Here is a 13,937-nt window from a genome sequence, read left to right on the forward strand (position 1 = left end):
GCCCGGCGGCACGTCGGTGGCTGCGGCGCGACGGGACGAGAGGGCGGTCGAAGGTGACTTTTCTCCTGGCTGACGAGCAGCGCGAGTTCGGGCGGACGCTGGACCGGATGCTGGGCGCGGCGGACATCGCGGGCGCCGTACGCGCCTGGGCGGTGGACGACACCGGGCCGGGCCGGAAGGTATGGCAACGACTCGCGGATCTGGGGGTGTTCGCGCTGGGGGTACCGGAAGAGCACGCGGGAACCGGTTTCCTCCCCGTCGAACTCGCGGTCTCCTTCGTGGAGTTGGGTCGCCACGGCGTGCCGGGTCCCGTGGTCGAGACGGTCGCCGCGGCGGCCCTGCTGCGGCGGCTGGGCGATCCGGCGCCGGGCGCGCGATGGCTGCCGGGGATCGCGGCGGGCAGCCACCTCGTGTCGTACGCGGACACCTACGGGGAGACGGGCGGCACGGCTGGTGCGAGCGGGGACGCGGGTGCCGGGCGCGGGCCGTACGCGCTGGACGCGCACACCGCCGATGCGACGTTCGTCGTCACGGGCGACCGGCTGCTGCGGGCGACGGGCCGGGGGCCGGTCCAGCCGTCGCTCGACCCGGCGCGGCGGCTCGCCCGCCCCGCGGACGGCGGCGAGGTGCTGGCGAGCGGGCCCGCGGTCCGGTCCGCGTCCCGGCACGCGGTCGATGTCGCGGCCTTCCTCACCGCCGCCCAGGCGCTCGGGGTCGGGCGCCGGCTGCTGGCCGACACCGTCACCTACGTACGGCAGCGGAAGCAGTTCGGAGTGGCGGTCGGCTCCTTCCAGGCGGTGCGGCACCGGCTGGCCGATGCGCTGGTGGCCCTGGAGTTCGCGCGGCCCCTGGTGTTCGGGGCGGCGGTGGCGCTGGCGACGGCGGAGGCGGGGGCGGACGGGCGACGGGGCGGGGTCGTGGCGGCGGAGGGCGACGGGAGTGCGGCGGCCGTCCGGCGGGAGGTGGCGGCGGCGAAGGTGGCGGCGGGCGAGGCGGCGTACGGGGCGGCCCGCGCCGCGCTCCAGCTGCACGGTGCGATCGGCTACACGGACGAACTGGATCTGTCGCTGTGGATTCGCAAGGCGCGGGCGCTGCGGACCGCCTGGGGAACCCCCTCGGAGTGCCGGGCCCGCGTGCTGGCCGACCACGAGAGGCACATCTTTTACCAGTAAAACACCTGCTAACCTTCTCGCCATGGGGAAGCACGCCAAACCTGCCGGAAAGAGAGTCGCCGGCCCGCCCGGGAGCGGGACATCGGCAAGCGGCACAGCGGGGAGCGCGACACCGGGAGGTGGCGCAGCGGGGGGCGGCGGCGCAGCGGGGCGTCCGGTGCGCTGCCGTCCGTTGCCGGTCCGGAGCACCGTGCGGCTGCGCCGTCCCGTCGACATCTGGCACAAACCGGCGCTCAGCGCGTTCGTCGCGATGGCGATCTCCGATGTCACGCTGTTCGCGCTGGACCGGTTGCCTCTGGTGCTCTACACCTCGGCCGGGGCGATGTGCGCGCTGTACGGGCACGGTCTGCCGTACGCCGCCCGTGCCCGCACCCTCCCCTGGGTGGTGCTCGGGATGGTCGCGAGCCTCGGCCTCGCGCTGACCGCCGGAGCGCTGGTCTCCTCGACCGCGCTGCTCGTCGGGTGCGCCGCACTGCTCGCCGCGGTCCACAAGATGGTCTGCGACGCGACCCGCATCGGCCCGCCGGGGAACCTCATCCCGACCTTCATCTCCGCGTCGGCGTTCTTCGTGCCCCAGCGGCTCGGGCAGGTGCCGGGGCACCTGGCGACGGCGCTCGGCACCGGCGCGCTCGCCTGGCTGGTGTGCATGGCACCGGCGCTGGTCCGGCCACGGGGCCCCGAGCGGATCGCCACCGCTCGCGCGCTGGAGGCGGCCGCCGCGCTGCTGCGGACGGCCCCCGGTCCCGACGGGTCCGGCCCTGCCGGGACCGGGCACGTCCGGCACGCGACCGCGGCCGCGGTGAACGCCGCCTGGCACACCCTCTTCCTGGTCCCGGCGCGCACCCCGGCGAAGGCGGCGGCACGGGCCGGCCTGGAGCGGCTGCTCGTCCGTGCCGAGTCGGCGCTCGGCGGACCGGCCGGGGCGGCCCGGCACGCCGGAGGATGCGGTGGCGAGCACGGTGGTGACGGTCGGGTCGAGGCCGGCCGGCTCGACGGCTGGGCACGCGAGCTGCGCCGTGGGCGCCCGCTCCCCGAGGTCGCGCTCTCCGTGGCGCAGGCCGAGGAGTGGGCGGGCGTGGCGGCGGAGGGCGCGGTGCGGGCCTGTTCCGGGACCGGGGAGAGCGGGCCGCGGCGGCCCGCCCCCGGCCGTCCGCGCGGGGTACGGGCGGTGGCGGCGCGGCTCGCCCCCGGGTCGCCGCTGCTGCCCATCGGCGCGCGGGTCGCGGCGGGATGTGCGCTGGCGGGCTGGGCGTCGATGGCGGTCGGCGTCGGGCACCCGTACTGGGCCGTGGTCACCGCGGCCTCGATCTACCAGGCCAACACCACCCTCTCCTGGCAGCGCGCGCTGCAACGCACCCTCGGCAATCTGCTCGGCCTGCTGCTGTTCACCGCCCTGCTGCCGCTGATCCACACCGGCCGTCCGGCGATGATCGCGCTCGCCCTGGCCTGCCAGCTCGGCACCGAGGCGTGCATCACCCGCAACTACTGGCTCGGCTCGGTGTGGGTGACGCCGATGGCGCTGCTGCTGACCGAGTTCGGCAGCCGGCAGCCGGCCGGGGCGCTGGTCCGCGACCGCTGGATCGACACCGTGGTGGGCGCGGCGGTGGGCCTGGTCTGCTGCGTACTGGTCACCAACCGGCGCGCCGCGAACCGTATCGACAGCGCCCTGGAGCGCGTCGCGGACGCCGAGGCCGCGGCGCTCCGGCTGCTCACCGCGGGAGCGGTGCCCGGGGCCTACGACGCGCGGGAGACCGGCTGGGCCCGGGACCGCCTCACCGCCTGTCTGGTCGAGCTGCGCGAGGCGGCCAAGGTGGCGGCCGGCGAGTGGTGGCAGCGCGCCCTCCCGGAGGAGCGCATCGCCCACGCGGAACAGCAGGGCCACCGCACCCTGGCCGGTCTCGTCCGCCGGCTCCCGGCCCCCGTACCGGCCGCCTGACCCGTGTGCCCGCCCGGCCCGGCGGCAGGCACAATTGGGCTGTACGCCGATGACGGTGGCCGTGGCCGGCGGCGGGGGTACCGGCCGTACGCCGGTGGCCGTACACCGGCCGTCATCCGCCGGTCGTCACCGCCCGGTCGCCGTGGGCCGGGCGTCATACGTCCAGGGAAGTGGCAGTGGCCGAGAGGAGAGTGCGGGTGACCGAGGACATCGTCGCAGGGGTGCTGCGCCAGTGGCAGCAGGTGCACCCCGGGCTGGACACCGGCCCGATGGCGGTGATCGGACGGCTCAACCGCTGCTCCGCGCTGCTCCAGCAGGCGTCCGACGCCCCGCTGCGGCGGGCCGGGCTGACCCGCCCCGAATTCGACATCCTCGGCACGCTGCGCCGGATGGACCGCGAGCTGACGCCGGGCCGGATCGCCCGCGAAACCTTCGCCTCGGGGGCCGCGGTGACCAAGCGGGTACGGCAGCTGGAGGCGCGCGGGCTGATCGCCCGTCGGCCGGACGACCGGGACCGCCGCGTCACGCACCTCTCCCTCACCGACGAGGGCCGCGCGGCCATCGACCAGCTGCTGCCCGAACAGCTGCGGTACGAGGCCGCCCTGCTCGACGGTATCGGCGACCAGCGGCAGGGCGAACTCTCCGATGCGCTCGGTGAGTTGCTGGTCGTCCTGGAGGGACGGCTCGGCAGCCTGCTGGACTGAGGGGCGGGGAGCCAGGACGGGTTCTGCGGCCGGGGCGAGGCCGGTGTCCGGGCCGGCGCCGGGCACCCGGGCCGGGGCCGGTGGCCCGGGTGCCCCGCGGTCAGGTGGTCCGGGTGGTCCGGGTGGTCCGGTGCGGCGTATGGCCATCGGGCGGGCGGCGGCTGCCGGAGGAGACCAGGCACTGGTTCAGACCGGAGCCCATGCGCGGGAAGCCGGTCCCAGGCCGGACCCCGGGCGCAGCGCCTGACGGAGCACAGAAGACGGAGCCACGGAGCGCAGAGCACGGCAGACGGCAGACGGCAGACGGCAGACCAAGGAAATGACCCACCGGAATCAACACCGAAATCAACGGTGGAATGACCGGCACCCTGAGCAATAACATGACCGGCAGCCCGAACAGCGAAATAGCCACCGAAATGGCCGCCCAAGCCACCGCCCCGACTGCACACCCACACGAAATATCCGCGAATTACCACGGCCGCCGGAGACCCCCGGCATCACCCTGCGGAATCACCCACCACAGATTCCGCACCATCCGCGCTTCCCACCACATCCACGCTTTCCGCAACACTCACGTTGTGGAATTCCGCCGCACAGACGCCCGGCGCGCAGAAAGGACGGATGCGGACGTCGACGGCGCTGCCGCACAGTTCGTCGAGGCGGCCTTCGTGAATCATGCAGACGATGTGGGGGAACTGCAACGCGACATCCAGTACCGGGCACTCGCGGAAGCGCACCTGGCCGACCCCGCCCTCGGGCCCGTCGGGCAGGGGCCGGAAACCGGCGCGGGTGGCGACCGCGATGGCGCGGTCCTGCGCGGTGCCGTCGCCCGGCTCGACCTCGCCGTCCGCCATCACGCGCCGTGCCCAGGCGCGGCCCGCCGCGCGGGCGGCGGTGCGCGGGTCGGCGGCCGAGCGGTCCGTGGCGGCCTCGGCGAGGGCGCGGGTGAAGCCGCGGTAGACGCCCGGTTCGGGGACGACCGCGGCACCGGGGCCGAACCCCTCGGTGCCGGCCGTCAGACGGTAGACGAGGCGCGGGCGGCCGCGACCGGTGGGCCGTTCCGGCTCCCGGCGGACGAGGCCGTCCCGCTCCAGGCGGGCGAGGTGGTAGCGCACGGTGGCCGGGGTCAGCTCCGAGGCGTCGGCGAGCTGGACGACCGCGTACGGCCGGCCGCCGGTCCGCAGCACCTCCAGGAGCCGCAGCCGCGGGTCCGCCGAGGGGAGGGCGCCTTCTCGCATATCCATCTCTGCTGCCACATGCACGACTCCACAATAGAAGAGGCGGTGCCACAAAAAGCCGGGTACTAGATCCCGAGCAGCCGGGACCAAAGTCCCCTCGATTGAATCGATAAAATCGGGGCCGGGCCGACTGCCGGAAATTTCCCGGTAGCCTTTTCGTGGACCCAGCGGGTTTATGAGGAGGCGCGGATGAGTCACGAAGAGTCCGGTAAACCGTCGATGGCCACTCCGGCCGGCGCGGCACTGCTGAAGGCCGGCCGGTTTTTCTCCGGCGGTGAGGTATCCGGCGATCTGCGCACGGTGCACCACAAGGGCGGGCGGGACGGAGACGTCTTCTACCGGGACCGCTGGAGTTTCGACAAGGTCGTCTCCACCACGCACGGCGTCAATTGCACGGGCTCCTGCCGCTGGCAGGTCTATGTGAAGGACGGCGTGATCACCTGGGAGACCCAGGACACCGATTACCCGTCGGTCGGCCCGGACCGCCCGGAGTACGAGCCCCGCGGCTGCCCCCGCGGCGCGGCGTTCTCCTGGTACTGCTACTCCCCCACCCGCGTCCGCTACCCGCATGTGCGCGGGGTGCTGCTGGAGATGTACCGGGAGGCCAAGCAGCGGCTGGGCGACGACCCCGTGGCGGCGTGGGCCGACATCATGGGTGATCCGGCCCGTCGCCGGCGGTTCCAGAAGGCGCGCGGCAAGGGCGGTCTGGTGCGGGCGAGTTGGTCCGAGGTGCTGGAGATCGCGGCCGCCGCGCATGTGCACGCCATCGCCGAGCACGGTCCGGACCGGATCGCCGGATTCTCGCCGATCCCGGCCATGTCGATGGCGTCGCACGCCGCCGGGGCCCGTTTCATGTCGCTCATCGGCGGTTCGATGCTGTCGTTCTACGACTGGTACGCCGATCTGCCGATCGCCTCGCCGCAGGTCTTCGGCGACCAGACGGACGTCCCGGAGTCGGGCGACTGGTGGGACGCGGCGTATCTGATGATGTGGGGCGCGAACGTCCCGGTCACGCGTACGCCGGACGCGCACTGGGTGACCGAGGCCCGTTACCGGGGCCAGAAGGTCGTCGCGGTGTCGCCGGACTACGCCGACAACACCAAGATCGCCGATGAGTGGGTGCATCCGCACCCGGGGACCGACGGCGCGCTGGCGCTGGCGATGGGCCATGTCGTCCTCAAGGAGTTCTTCGTCGAGCGGCGGGTGCCGTTCTTCGACGAGTACGTGCGCACGTACTCCGATATGCCGTTCCTGGTGACGCTGCGCGAGAAGGACGGGGCGTACGTCCCGGACAAGTTCGCCACCGCGGCCGATCTGGGCGGTGCGGACGACCGGGGCGCGTCCGGCGACCCGCGGGACCGCTGGAAGACGCTGCTGATCGACGACGCGACCGGCGAGGTCTTCGTGCCCAACGGCACCCTCGGCCACCGCTGGGGCGCCGACGGCAAGCCCACCGACCGGGGTGACTGGAATCTCGACCTGGGCGGGGTCACCCCCCGGCTGTCCGTCGCGGACGGTGCGCACACCACCGCCGAGGTGCTGCTGCCCCGCTTCGATCTGTCCGGCGGCTCCACCGGTGTCCTGCGCCGCGGTGTGCCCGTACAGCGGCTGTCCGCGGACGGCCCGCCGGTGTGCACGGTCTACGACCTGCTGCTGGCCCAGTACGGGGTCGGGCGCGATGAGCTGGGGCTGCCGGGTGAGTGGCCCACCGGCTATGACGACGCCGGGCAGGTCGGTACCCCGGCGTGGCAGGAGCAGCACACCTCCGTGCCGGCGGCCCAGGCCGAGCGGATCGCGCGGGAGTTCGCGACCACGGCCGAGGAGTCCAGGGGCCGCTGCATGATCCTGCTGGGCGCGGGGACCAACCAGTGGTTCCACGCGGAGACGGCCTACCGCGGCTTCCTGGCGCTGCTGACGATGACCGGCTGCCAGGGCCGTAACGGCGGCGGCTGGGCGCACTACGTCGGGCAGGAGAAGTGCCGGCCGGCCACCGGCTGGGCCACCCTCGCGTCGGCGGGCGACTGGCAGCGGCCGCCGCGTCAGATGATCGGCACGGGCTGGTTCTATCTCCACACCGACCAGTGGCGTTACGACCCGTTCCGGGCCGAGAAGCTGGCGTCGCCGCTGGGCGAGGGGCGGCTGGACGGTATGTCGCCGGCGGACTGTCTGGCGGCGGCGACCCGGATGGGCTGGATGCCGTCCTATCCGACCTTCGACCGCAATCCGCTGGATCTGGTGGCCGAGGCGGACGCCGCGGGTGTGGACCCGGTGGCGTACACGGTGGACCAGCTCCGGGACGGGCGGCTGGGGTTCGCCGGTGAGGACCCGGACGCGCCGGAGAACTGGCCCCGGGTGATGACCGTCTGGCGGGCGAACCTCTTCGGCTCGTCCAGCAAGGGCAACGAGTACTTCCTCAAGCATCTGCTGGGCACCGACAGCCAGGTGCAGGGCGGGGCGGCCCCGGCGGACTGCCGGCCGCGGGACGTGAAGTGGCGCGAGGGCGCCGAGGGCAAGCTGGATCTGCTGGTCTCGCTGGACTTCCGGATGACCTCGACGACCCTGTTGTCGGACATCGTGCTGCCGGCCGCGACATGGTACGAGAAGCACGATCTGTCCTCGACCGATATGCATCCGTTCGTCCACGCCTTCACCCCGGCCGTGGACCCGCCCTGGCAGACCAAGCCGGACTTCGACATCTTCCATGAACTGGCGCAGAAGTTCAGCGAGTTGGCGAAGGGGCGGCTGGACACCCGGCGGGATCTGGTGGCGACCGCGTTGCAGCACGACACGGTGGACGAGACCGCCCAGCCGGGCGGGGTGGCCCTGGACTGGCGGGCGGGCGACTGCGCGCCGGTGCCCGGCCGGACGATGCCGAAGCTGACGGTCGTCGAGCGCGACTACACGGCGGTGGGCGAGAAGATGGCCGCGCTGGGCCCGCTCGTCGACACCCTGGGGGTGACCCAGAAAGCGGTCACGTACAACGTGACGCCCGAGGTCGGGACGCTGGGACGGCTGAACGGCACGGTACGCGGCGGGGTCGCCGACGGGCGGCCGCGGCTCGACACCGCGCAGCGCGCCTGCGAGGCCATCCTGAAGCTGTCCGGTACCACCAACGGCCGGGTCGCCACCCACGGTTTCCGGCAGCTGGAGAAGCAGACCGGCCAGGAGATGGCGCATCTGGCGGCGGAGGCCGAGGGCAGGCAGATCTCGTTCCAGGACACCCAGTCGCGCCCGGTGCCGGTGATCACCTCGCCGGAGTGGTCGGGCAGTGAGGCCGGCGGGCGGCGCTACACCGCCTTCACGGTCAACACCGAACACCTCAAGCCCTGGCACACCCTGACCGGCCGGCAGCACTTCTTCGTGGATCACGACTGGATGCACGAGGCGGGCGAGGCGATGCCGACGTACAAGCCGCCGCTGAACATGACGAGCCTGTACGGGGAGCCGGCCGTCGGCACGGTCGACGAACGGGGCGTCACGGTCCGCTATCTGACCCCGCACAACAAGTGGGCGATCCACTCCTCCTACCAGGACAACCAGCACATCGCGACGCTGGCCCGCGGCGGCCAGTCGGTGTGGATGAGCCCGCAGGACGCCGCGTCGATCGGTGTCCGGGACAACGACTGGGTGGAGGCCGTCAACCGCAACGGCGTGGTGACGGCGCGGGCGATCGTCTCGCACCGGATGCCGGCCGGGACGGTGTACATGTACCACGCCCAGGAGCGCACGCTCGCGGTGCCGAAGGCGGAGACCACCGGCAAACGCGGCGGTATCCACAACTCGCTCACCCGCGCGGTCATCAAGCCGACCCATCTCATCGGCGGCTACGCCCAGTTCGCCTGGGGTTTCAACTACCAGGGCCCCACCGGAAACCAGCGCGACGAGGTCACCGTGATCCGCCGCCGCGCGCAGGAGGTGCAGTACTGATGGCCCCCCGTACGGCCCGCACCGGGCGCCGCGTCATGGCCCAGGTCGCCATGGTGATGAACCTCGACAAGTGCATCGGCTGCCACACCTGCTCCGTCACCTGCAAGCAGGTGTGGAGCAATCGGGAGGGCACCGAGTACGTCTGGTTCAACAACGTCGAGACCCGGCCGGGACAGGGCTATCCCCGTACCTACGAGGACCAGGAGCGCTGGAAGGGCGGCTGGGAGCGGACCCGGCAGGGCAGGCTGCGGCTGCGGTCCGGCAGCCGGGCCGGCCGCCTCGGCAAGCTCTTCGCCAACCCGGACCTGCCGGGCGTCGAGGACTACTACGAGCCGTGGACGTACGAGTACAAGCAGCTGCTGGACGCCCCGGCCGGTGACGACATGCCGACCGCACGGCCCGTCTCGCAGCTGACCGGCAAGCCGATGGACACCATCACCTGGGGCCCCAACTGGGACGACGACCTGGGCGGGGCGAGCGAGCACGGCGACAAGGACCCGGTCATCGCCAAGCTCCGCCGGGAGCTGGGCACGAAGGTGCGGTTCGAGTTCGAGCAGTCCTTCATGTTCTACCTGCCGCGGATCTGCGAGCACTGCCTCAACCCGGCGTGCGTGGCGGCCTGCCCCTCCGGCGCGATGTACAAGCGCGAGGAGGACGGCATCGTGCTGGTCGGACAGGACCAGTGCCGCGGCTGGCGGATGTGCGTCAGCTCCTGCCCGTACAAGAAGGTCTACTTCAACCACGCCACCGGCAAGGCCGAGAAGTGCACCTTCTGCTATCCGCGCATCGAGGCCGGGCAGCCGACGGTCTGCTCGGAGACCTGTGTGGGGCGGATGCGCTACCTCGGCGTCATGCTCTACGACCCGGACAAGGTGCTGGAAGCGGCCTCGGTGGCGGACGACCGGGACCTGTACCCGGCGCAGCTGGACGTCTTCCTCGATCCGTTCGACCCGGACGTGGTCCGGGACGCGGAGGCCAGCGGCATCGCACCCGACTGGATCGAGGCGGCCCGCAACTCCCCCGTCCGCAAGCTGATCTGCGAGTACCAGGTCGCGTTGCCGCTGCACCCGGAGTACCGCACCATGCCGATGGTCTGGTACATCCCGCCGCTCTCCCCGGTGGTGGACGCGCTGGCCGGTACGGGCTTCGACGGCGAGGACGCGGGGAACCTGTTCGGCGCGATCGAGTCGCTGCGTATCCCCGTCGAGTACCTGGCGGAGCTGCTGACCGCCGGGGACACCGTCGCGGTGGACTCGGTGCTGCGCCGGCTGGCCGCGATGCGGTCGTACATGCGGGGCGTCAATCTGCGCGACGAGCGGGACGCGGACATCGCCGGACAGGTCGGGCTGACGGCCGGCCAGATGGAGGCGATGTTCCGGCTGCTGGCGATAGCCAAGTACGAGGACCGGTACGTCGTCCCCTCGGCGGCCCGCGCGGACGCGCAGCGGCTGGAGGACACCTATATCGGTCCAGGCGAGGGCGCCCCGACCGGCTGCGAGAGCGCTCCCGGGGACGCGTCCGACCCGGTGTCCGACGGCCGGGGGGCCAAGGTGAACCTGCTCAACTGGGACGCCAACGGCCGCCCGGACGGCCTCTTCCCGCCCCGCACGCCGGGCCGCCTCGCGGGCGGTGCGGTATGACCCCGACCGCGCTGATCAGGTGGGTGGCCGCACAGTGCCTGTGCTACCCGGACGAGCGGCTCCTGCGCGAGCAGCTGCCGCTCATCCGGGAGGCGTTGGCGGAGCTGCCGACGCACGCGCAGTCGCCGGGTTCGCCGGAGTTCCCGGGGGACGCGGCGGCCGCCGGCCTGCCCGCCTTTCTCGGCCACCTCGCGGCCACCCCGGAACTGGAACTGGCCGCCCACTACGTCGCTACCTTCGACAGCCGCAACCGCCGCTGCCTGTATCTGACGTGGTGGACGACGGGCGACACCCGCAACCGCGGCGCGGCGCTGGTCGCCGTGCAGGACTTCTACCGGCGGTACGGCATGGCGGGTGACTTCGGCGGCGAACTGCCCGACTTCCTGCCGGTGATGCTGGAGTTCGCCGCGCTCGCGGGCGATGCGGCGGGCACGGAGCTGCTGGACGGGCACCGCGCCGGACTGGAGCTGCTGCGGCTGTCGGTCGAGCAGAGCGGCTCCCCGTACGCCGCCGTCCTGCGGGCCGTCTGCGGCACGCTGCCCGGCCCGTCCCCGCGCACCCGCGAGGAGGCCAAGGCGCTGGCCCGCAGCGGCCCCCCGCAGGAGCTGGTCGGTATCGACCTCGCGCCCGCCCCGATCCCGGCAAGTGCCCTGTGGCAGAAGGTGACGTCATGAACACCCTGGACTGGATGCTGTGGGGAGTCTTCCCCTATGTCGCCGTCGTCGTGATGGTCACCGCCATCGTCTGGCGGGCCCGTTACGACCGCTTCGGGTGGACCACCCACTCGTCGCAGTTCCGTGAGTCGCGGCTGCTGCGCATCGGCAGTCCGCTCTTCCACTACGGCATGCTCTTCGTCATCCTCGGGCACCTCGTGGGGCTCGTGATCCCCGCGTCGTGGACCGGCGCGGCCGGGCTGAGCGAGCACGCGTACCACCTGATGGCGGTCGTCACGGGCACGCTGGCGGGCGGCTGCGCGGTCGCCGGCCTCGGCATCCTCGTCTACCGCCGGCTCGCCGTCCCCTCGGTGCGCCGGTCCACGCTGCGCAGCGACCATCTGATGTACACGCTGCTGATCGCCGCGATGCTGGCCGGTCTGACGGCGACCGTGCTGGTCCAGATCGCCGGGGTGGGCGGCGGTGACTACGACTACCGGGAGGGCATCTCGGTGTGGTTCCGGAGCCTGTTCGTCCTCCGGCCGGAGGTGGCGCTGATGGCGGCGGCCCCGATGGCCTTCAAGGTGCACATCCTGCTGGGCTTCGGCCTGCTGCTGCTCGCACCGTTCACCCGCCTGATGCATGTCGTCGCCCTCCCGGTGCAGTACTTCTTCCGGCCGTACGTCGTCTACCGCAGCCGCCGGACGCCGGCGGGTCCGCCGCGGCGGCAACTGTCGGGACGCAACCGGTAGTTGTCCGCGGGGGGAGCGGGAAAGCGCAGGGGGGCACGGGAACCGTACGCCGACCGGCAGGGCCGCCACAGGCCGTGCCGGTCGGCGTACGTGTGTTCACTGCCAGGTGCAGATCCAGACGAGCGTCGAACCCCACCAGTGCCAGCCGCAGTTCAGGGACGAGGTGGGATCGGGCGACGGCTCGTCCGTGGGCGGGACGGGGACGCTCGGCGTCGGGTCCGTGGGGGTGAAGGTGGGCGTGGGAACCGACGGGGTGGGGGTCGGCGGCCGGGGCGTCACCGTCGGCGCCGTCGTGGGGCCGCTCGTCGGGTCAGTCGTGGGGCCGGTGGTCGGACCGGTCGTCGGGTCGGTCGTCGGGCGGGGCGGCGGAGCGCCTGTCGGCGTGGTCGTCGGAGCGGACGCCGAGGGCTTCGGCGTCGGTCCCGCCGCTCCCGGCTCGGCCGGGGCGAGCGGCAGGAGAGGCGACGGCAGGGACGGTATGGAGGCCACGGAACGCGCGGGCGCCGGCTCGCTCCGCCAGGACTGCGGCTGATCCCCCGACGGACCCGCTCCCTGCGCACCGCCCGCCGCGGCGCCCGGTCCGCCCCCCGGCGCGCCTCCGGTTCTCCCGCCCGACGCCCCTCCCGGCAGGGCGGGCTGCGGGGGCTCACCGCCACCGCCGTGCGACGGAACCGCGGCCCGCTGCTGGGGAGCGCCCGGGTCGTTGCCGGTCAGGGCGAGCCCCGCGGCGACCGCCGCCCCGGCCACCGCCACCACCCCGACCCCGGCGACCGTCACGGCGAGCGGTCCGGCCTGGCGGACCTGGCCGCGCAGCAGATGCCGTACGGACCGCTGCGCCACCTTGAGCGCGCCGCCCCCGGACGGGGGTGTGCCCGAGCCCGCGGCGGCGGCCCCGGTACCGGCCAGCGCCAGCAGGAACTTCGCCGAACCGCTCGTCAGGAACACCAGCAGCGCGGGGCCGGTGAGCGCCGGCAACCGGTGGTTGGCGTGGGCCAGCAGCGTCATCCTGCCGTGGCAGTCCGGGCAGTCCAGGAGATGGCTGTCGACGTCACCGGCCTGTTTGTCGGTGGCCTCGCCCCGGACGAACGCGGGCATCCGCTCCCAGTACGCGGCGCACGCCGGATTGTCCGGCGCACCGGGCATCGTCCGCAGGAACGCCTGCCGCATCCCCTCGCGCGCCCGGTGCAGCAGCACCGCGGTCGCGCCCTTGCCGGCGCCGATGGCCTTGCCGACCGCCTCCAGCGACTGATCCTCGGCCTCCGCCAGCCACAGCGCCTTCACCCAGCGCTGCGGCAGTTGGCCGAGAACCCTGGCGAGCAGATCGACATAGGCGATGCGCTGCATCGGGTCGGCGCCCGGGGCGGATTCGGTGGCCTCGGGCCAGGCGTGGCCGCCCTCCGGGTCGCGCGGGATCTCGCGGGCGGCGTCGGCGCCGACCGTGGTGGCGAGGTGGCGGATGGTGGTGCGCAGATACGCCGGGACGTTGTCGATGCGGTGGCCGCCCTGGATCCGTCGCCAGACGCGGAAATGGGCCTCGGCGACGAGGTCTTCGGCCAGCCAGGCGTTCGAGGTCAGTGAGCGGGCATAGCCGACCAGACGCGGGTGCTCCTGTTCGTAGAGCGCGGCGTAGGCGTCCGCCGCCGACTCCTCACAAGCCACAACGGCGGCATCGGGCACGACATCTGACATGGCGGCACAACCCCTGATATATCACCCCGGCGGTCCGGCTCCGCACCTCACGGAGAGCACGGCCCGGACCACTGGACCATCGGCGCATTGCTTGGGTTTCGCAAGCGTAAGGAGGTCATATTCTCTCATTCAAAGTTGCGTGACACAGGTCACGCTGGAATCCGGTGCTCTGGCGTAATGCCTCGGTCGTCATAGTGGTCATAGGGGAAAGGATCCGCACCGAATG

General features: G+C 72.9%; 9 protein-coding genes. 7 read left to right on the forward strand and 2 right to left on the reverse strand.

The window, feature by feature from the left end:
* Nucleotides 1–53 precede the first annotated feature (53 nt).
* From ACLJWH_RS13755 to ACLJWH_RS13765, 3 genes are all read left to right on the forward strand, one after another.
* Nucleotides 54–1,172, forward strand: coding sequence for an acyl-CoA dehydrogenase family protein (locus tag ACLJWH_RS13755; protein ID WP_411141938.1), 1,119 nt, complete (start codon nt 54–56; stop codon nt 1,170–1,172).
* Nucleotides 1,173–1,362: 190 nt separating this feature from the next.
* Entirely contained in the window at nt 1,363–3,108 is a 1,746-nt protein-coding gene (locus ACLJWH_RS13760; protein ID WP_411141939.1) for an FUSC family protein, read from the forward strand.
* 197 nt (nt 3,109–3,305) lie between these two features.
* Nucleotides 3,306–3,812, forward strand: a complete 507-nt coding sequence (locus ACLJWH_RS13765; protein WP_411141940.1) for a MarR family winged helix-turn-helix transcriptional regulator — start codon at nt 3,306–3,308, stop codon at nt 3,810–3,812.
* 497 nt (nt 3,813–4,309) lie between these two features.
* Here the strand turns inward: ACLJWH_RS13765 and ACLJWH_RS13770 are convergent, their stop codons facing one another.
* Nucleotides 4,310–5,068 carry a helix-turn-helix transcriptional regulator gene (locus ACLJWH_RS13770; RefSeq protein ID WP_411141941.1) on the reverse strand — a complete coding sequence of 253 codons (759 nt, stop codon included), beginning with the start codon at nt 5,066–5,068 and terminating at the stop codon, nt 4,310–4,312.
* 201 nt (nt 5,069–5,269) lie between these two features.
* Here ACLJWH_RS13770 and ACLJWH_RS13775 point away from each other — a divergent pair, with 201 nt between their 5' ends.
* The 4 genes from ACLJWH_RS13775 to narI are packed head-to-tail and all read left to right on the forward strand — an operon-like array spanning nt 5,270 to nt 12,022.
* Nucleotides 5,270–8,977, forward strand: a complete 3,708-nt coding sequence (locus ACLJWH_RS13775; RefSeq protein WP_411142209.1) for a nitrate reductase subunit alpha — start codon at nt 5,270–5,272, stop codon at nt 8,975–8,977.
* The gene (gene narH, locus ACLJWH_RS13780; RefSeq protein WP_411141942.1) at nt 8,977–10,617 is read left to right on the forward strand and encodes a nitrate reductase subunit beta; all 1,641 of its coding nucleotides are present in this window, start codon (nt 8,977–8,979) and stop codon (nt 10,615–10,617) included. The genes ACLJWH_RS13775 and narH overlap by 1 nt, the downstream gene beginning before the upstream one ends.
* Entirely contained in the window at nt 10,614–11,291 is a 678-nt protein-coding gene (gene narJ, locus ACLJWH_RS13785; protein WP_411141943.1) for a nitrate reductase molybdenum cofactor assembly chaperone, read from the forward strand. The genes narH and narJ overlap by 4 nt, the downstream gene beginning before the upstream one ends.
* Complete coding sequence (narI, locus tag ACLJWH_RS13790; RefSeq protein WP_411141944.1) at nt 11,288–12,022, forward strand: respiratory nitrate reductase subunit gamma; 735 nt, start codon at nt 11,288–11,290, stop codon at nt 12,020–12,022. Before narJ ends, narI begins: the two co-directional genes overlap by 4 nt.
* A gap of 96 nt (nt 12,023–12,118) precedes the next feature.
* Here the strand turns inward: narI and ACLJWH_RS13795 are convergent, their stop codons facing one another.
* Complete coding sequence (locus ACLJWH_RS13795; RefSeq protein WP_411141945.1) at nt 12,119–13,711, reverse strand: sigma factor; 1,593 nt, start codon at nt 13,709–13,711, stop codon at nt 12,119–12,121.
* Between the last annotated feature and the right edge of the window lie 226 nt (nt 13,712–13,937).

The organism is Streptomyces sp. x-80 (assembly GCF_046549095.1).
Lineage (GTDB): Bacteria > Actinomycetota > Actinomycetes > Streptomycetales > Streptomycetaceae > Streptomyces > Streptomyces celluloflavus.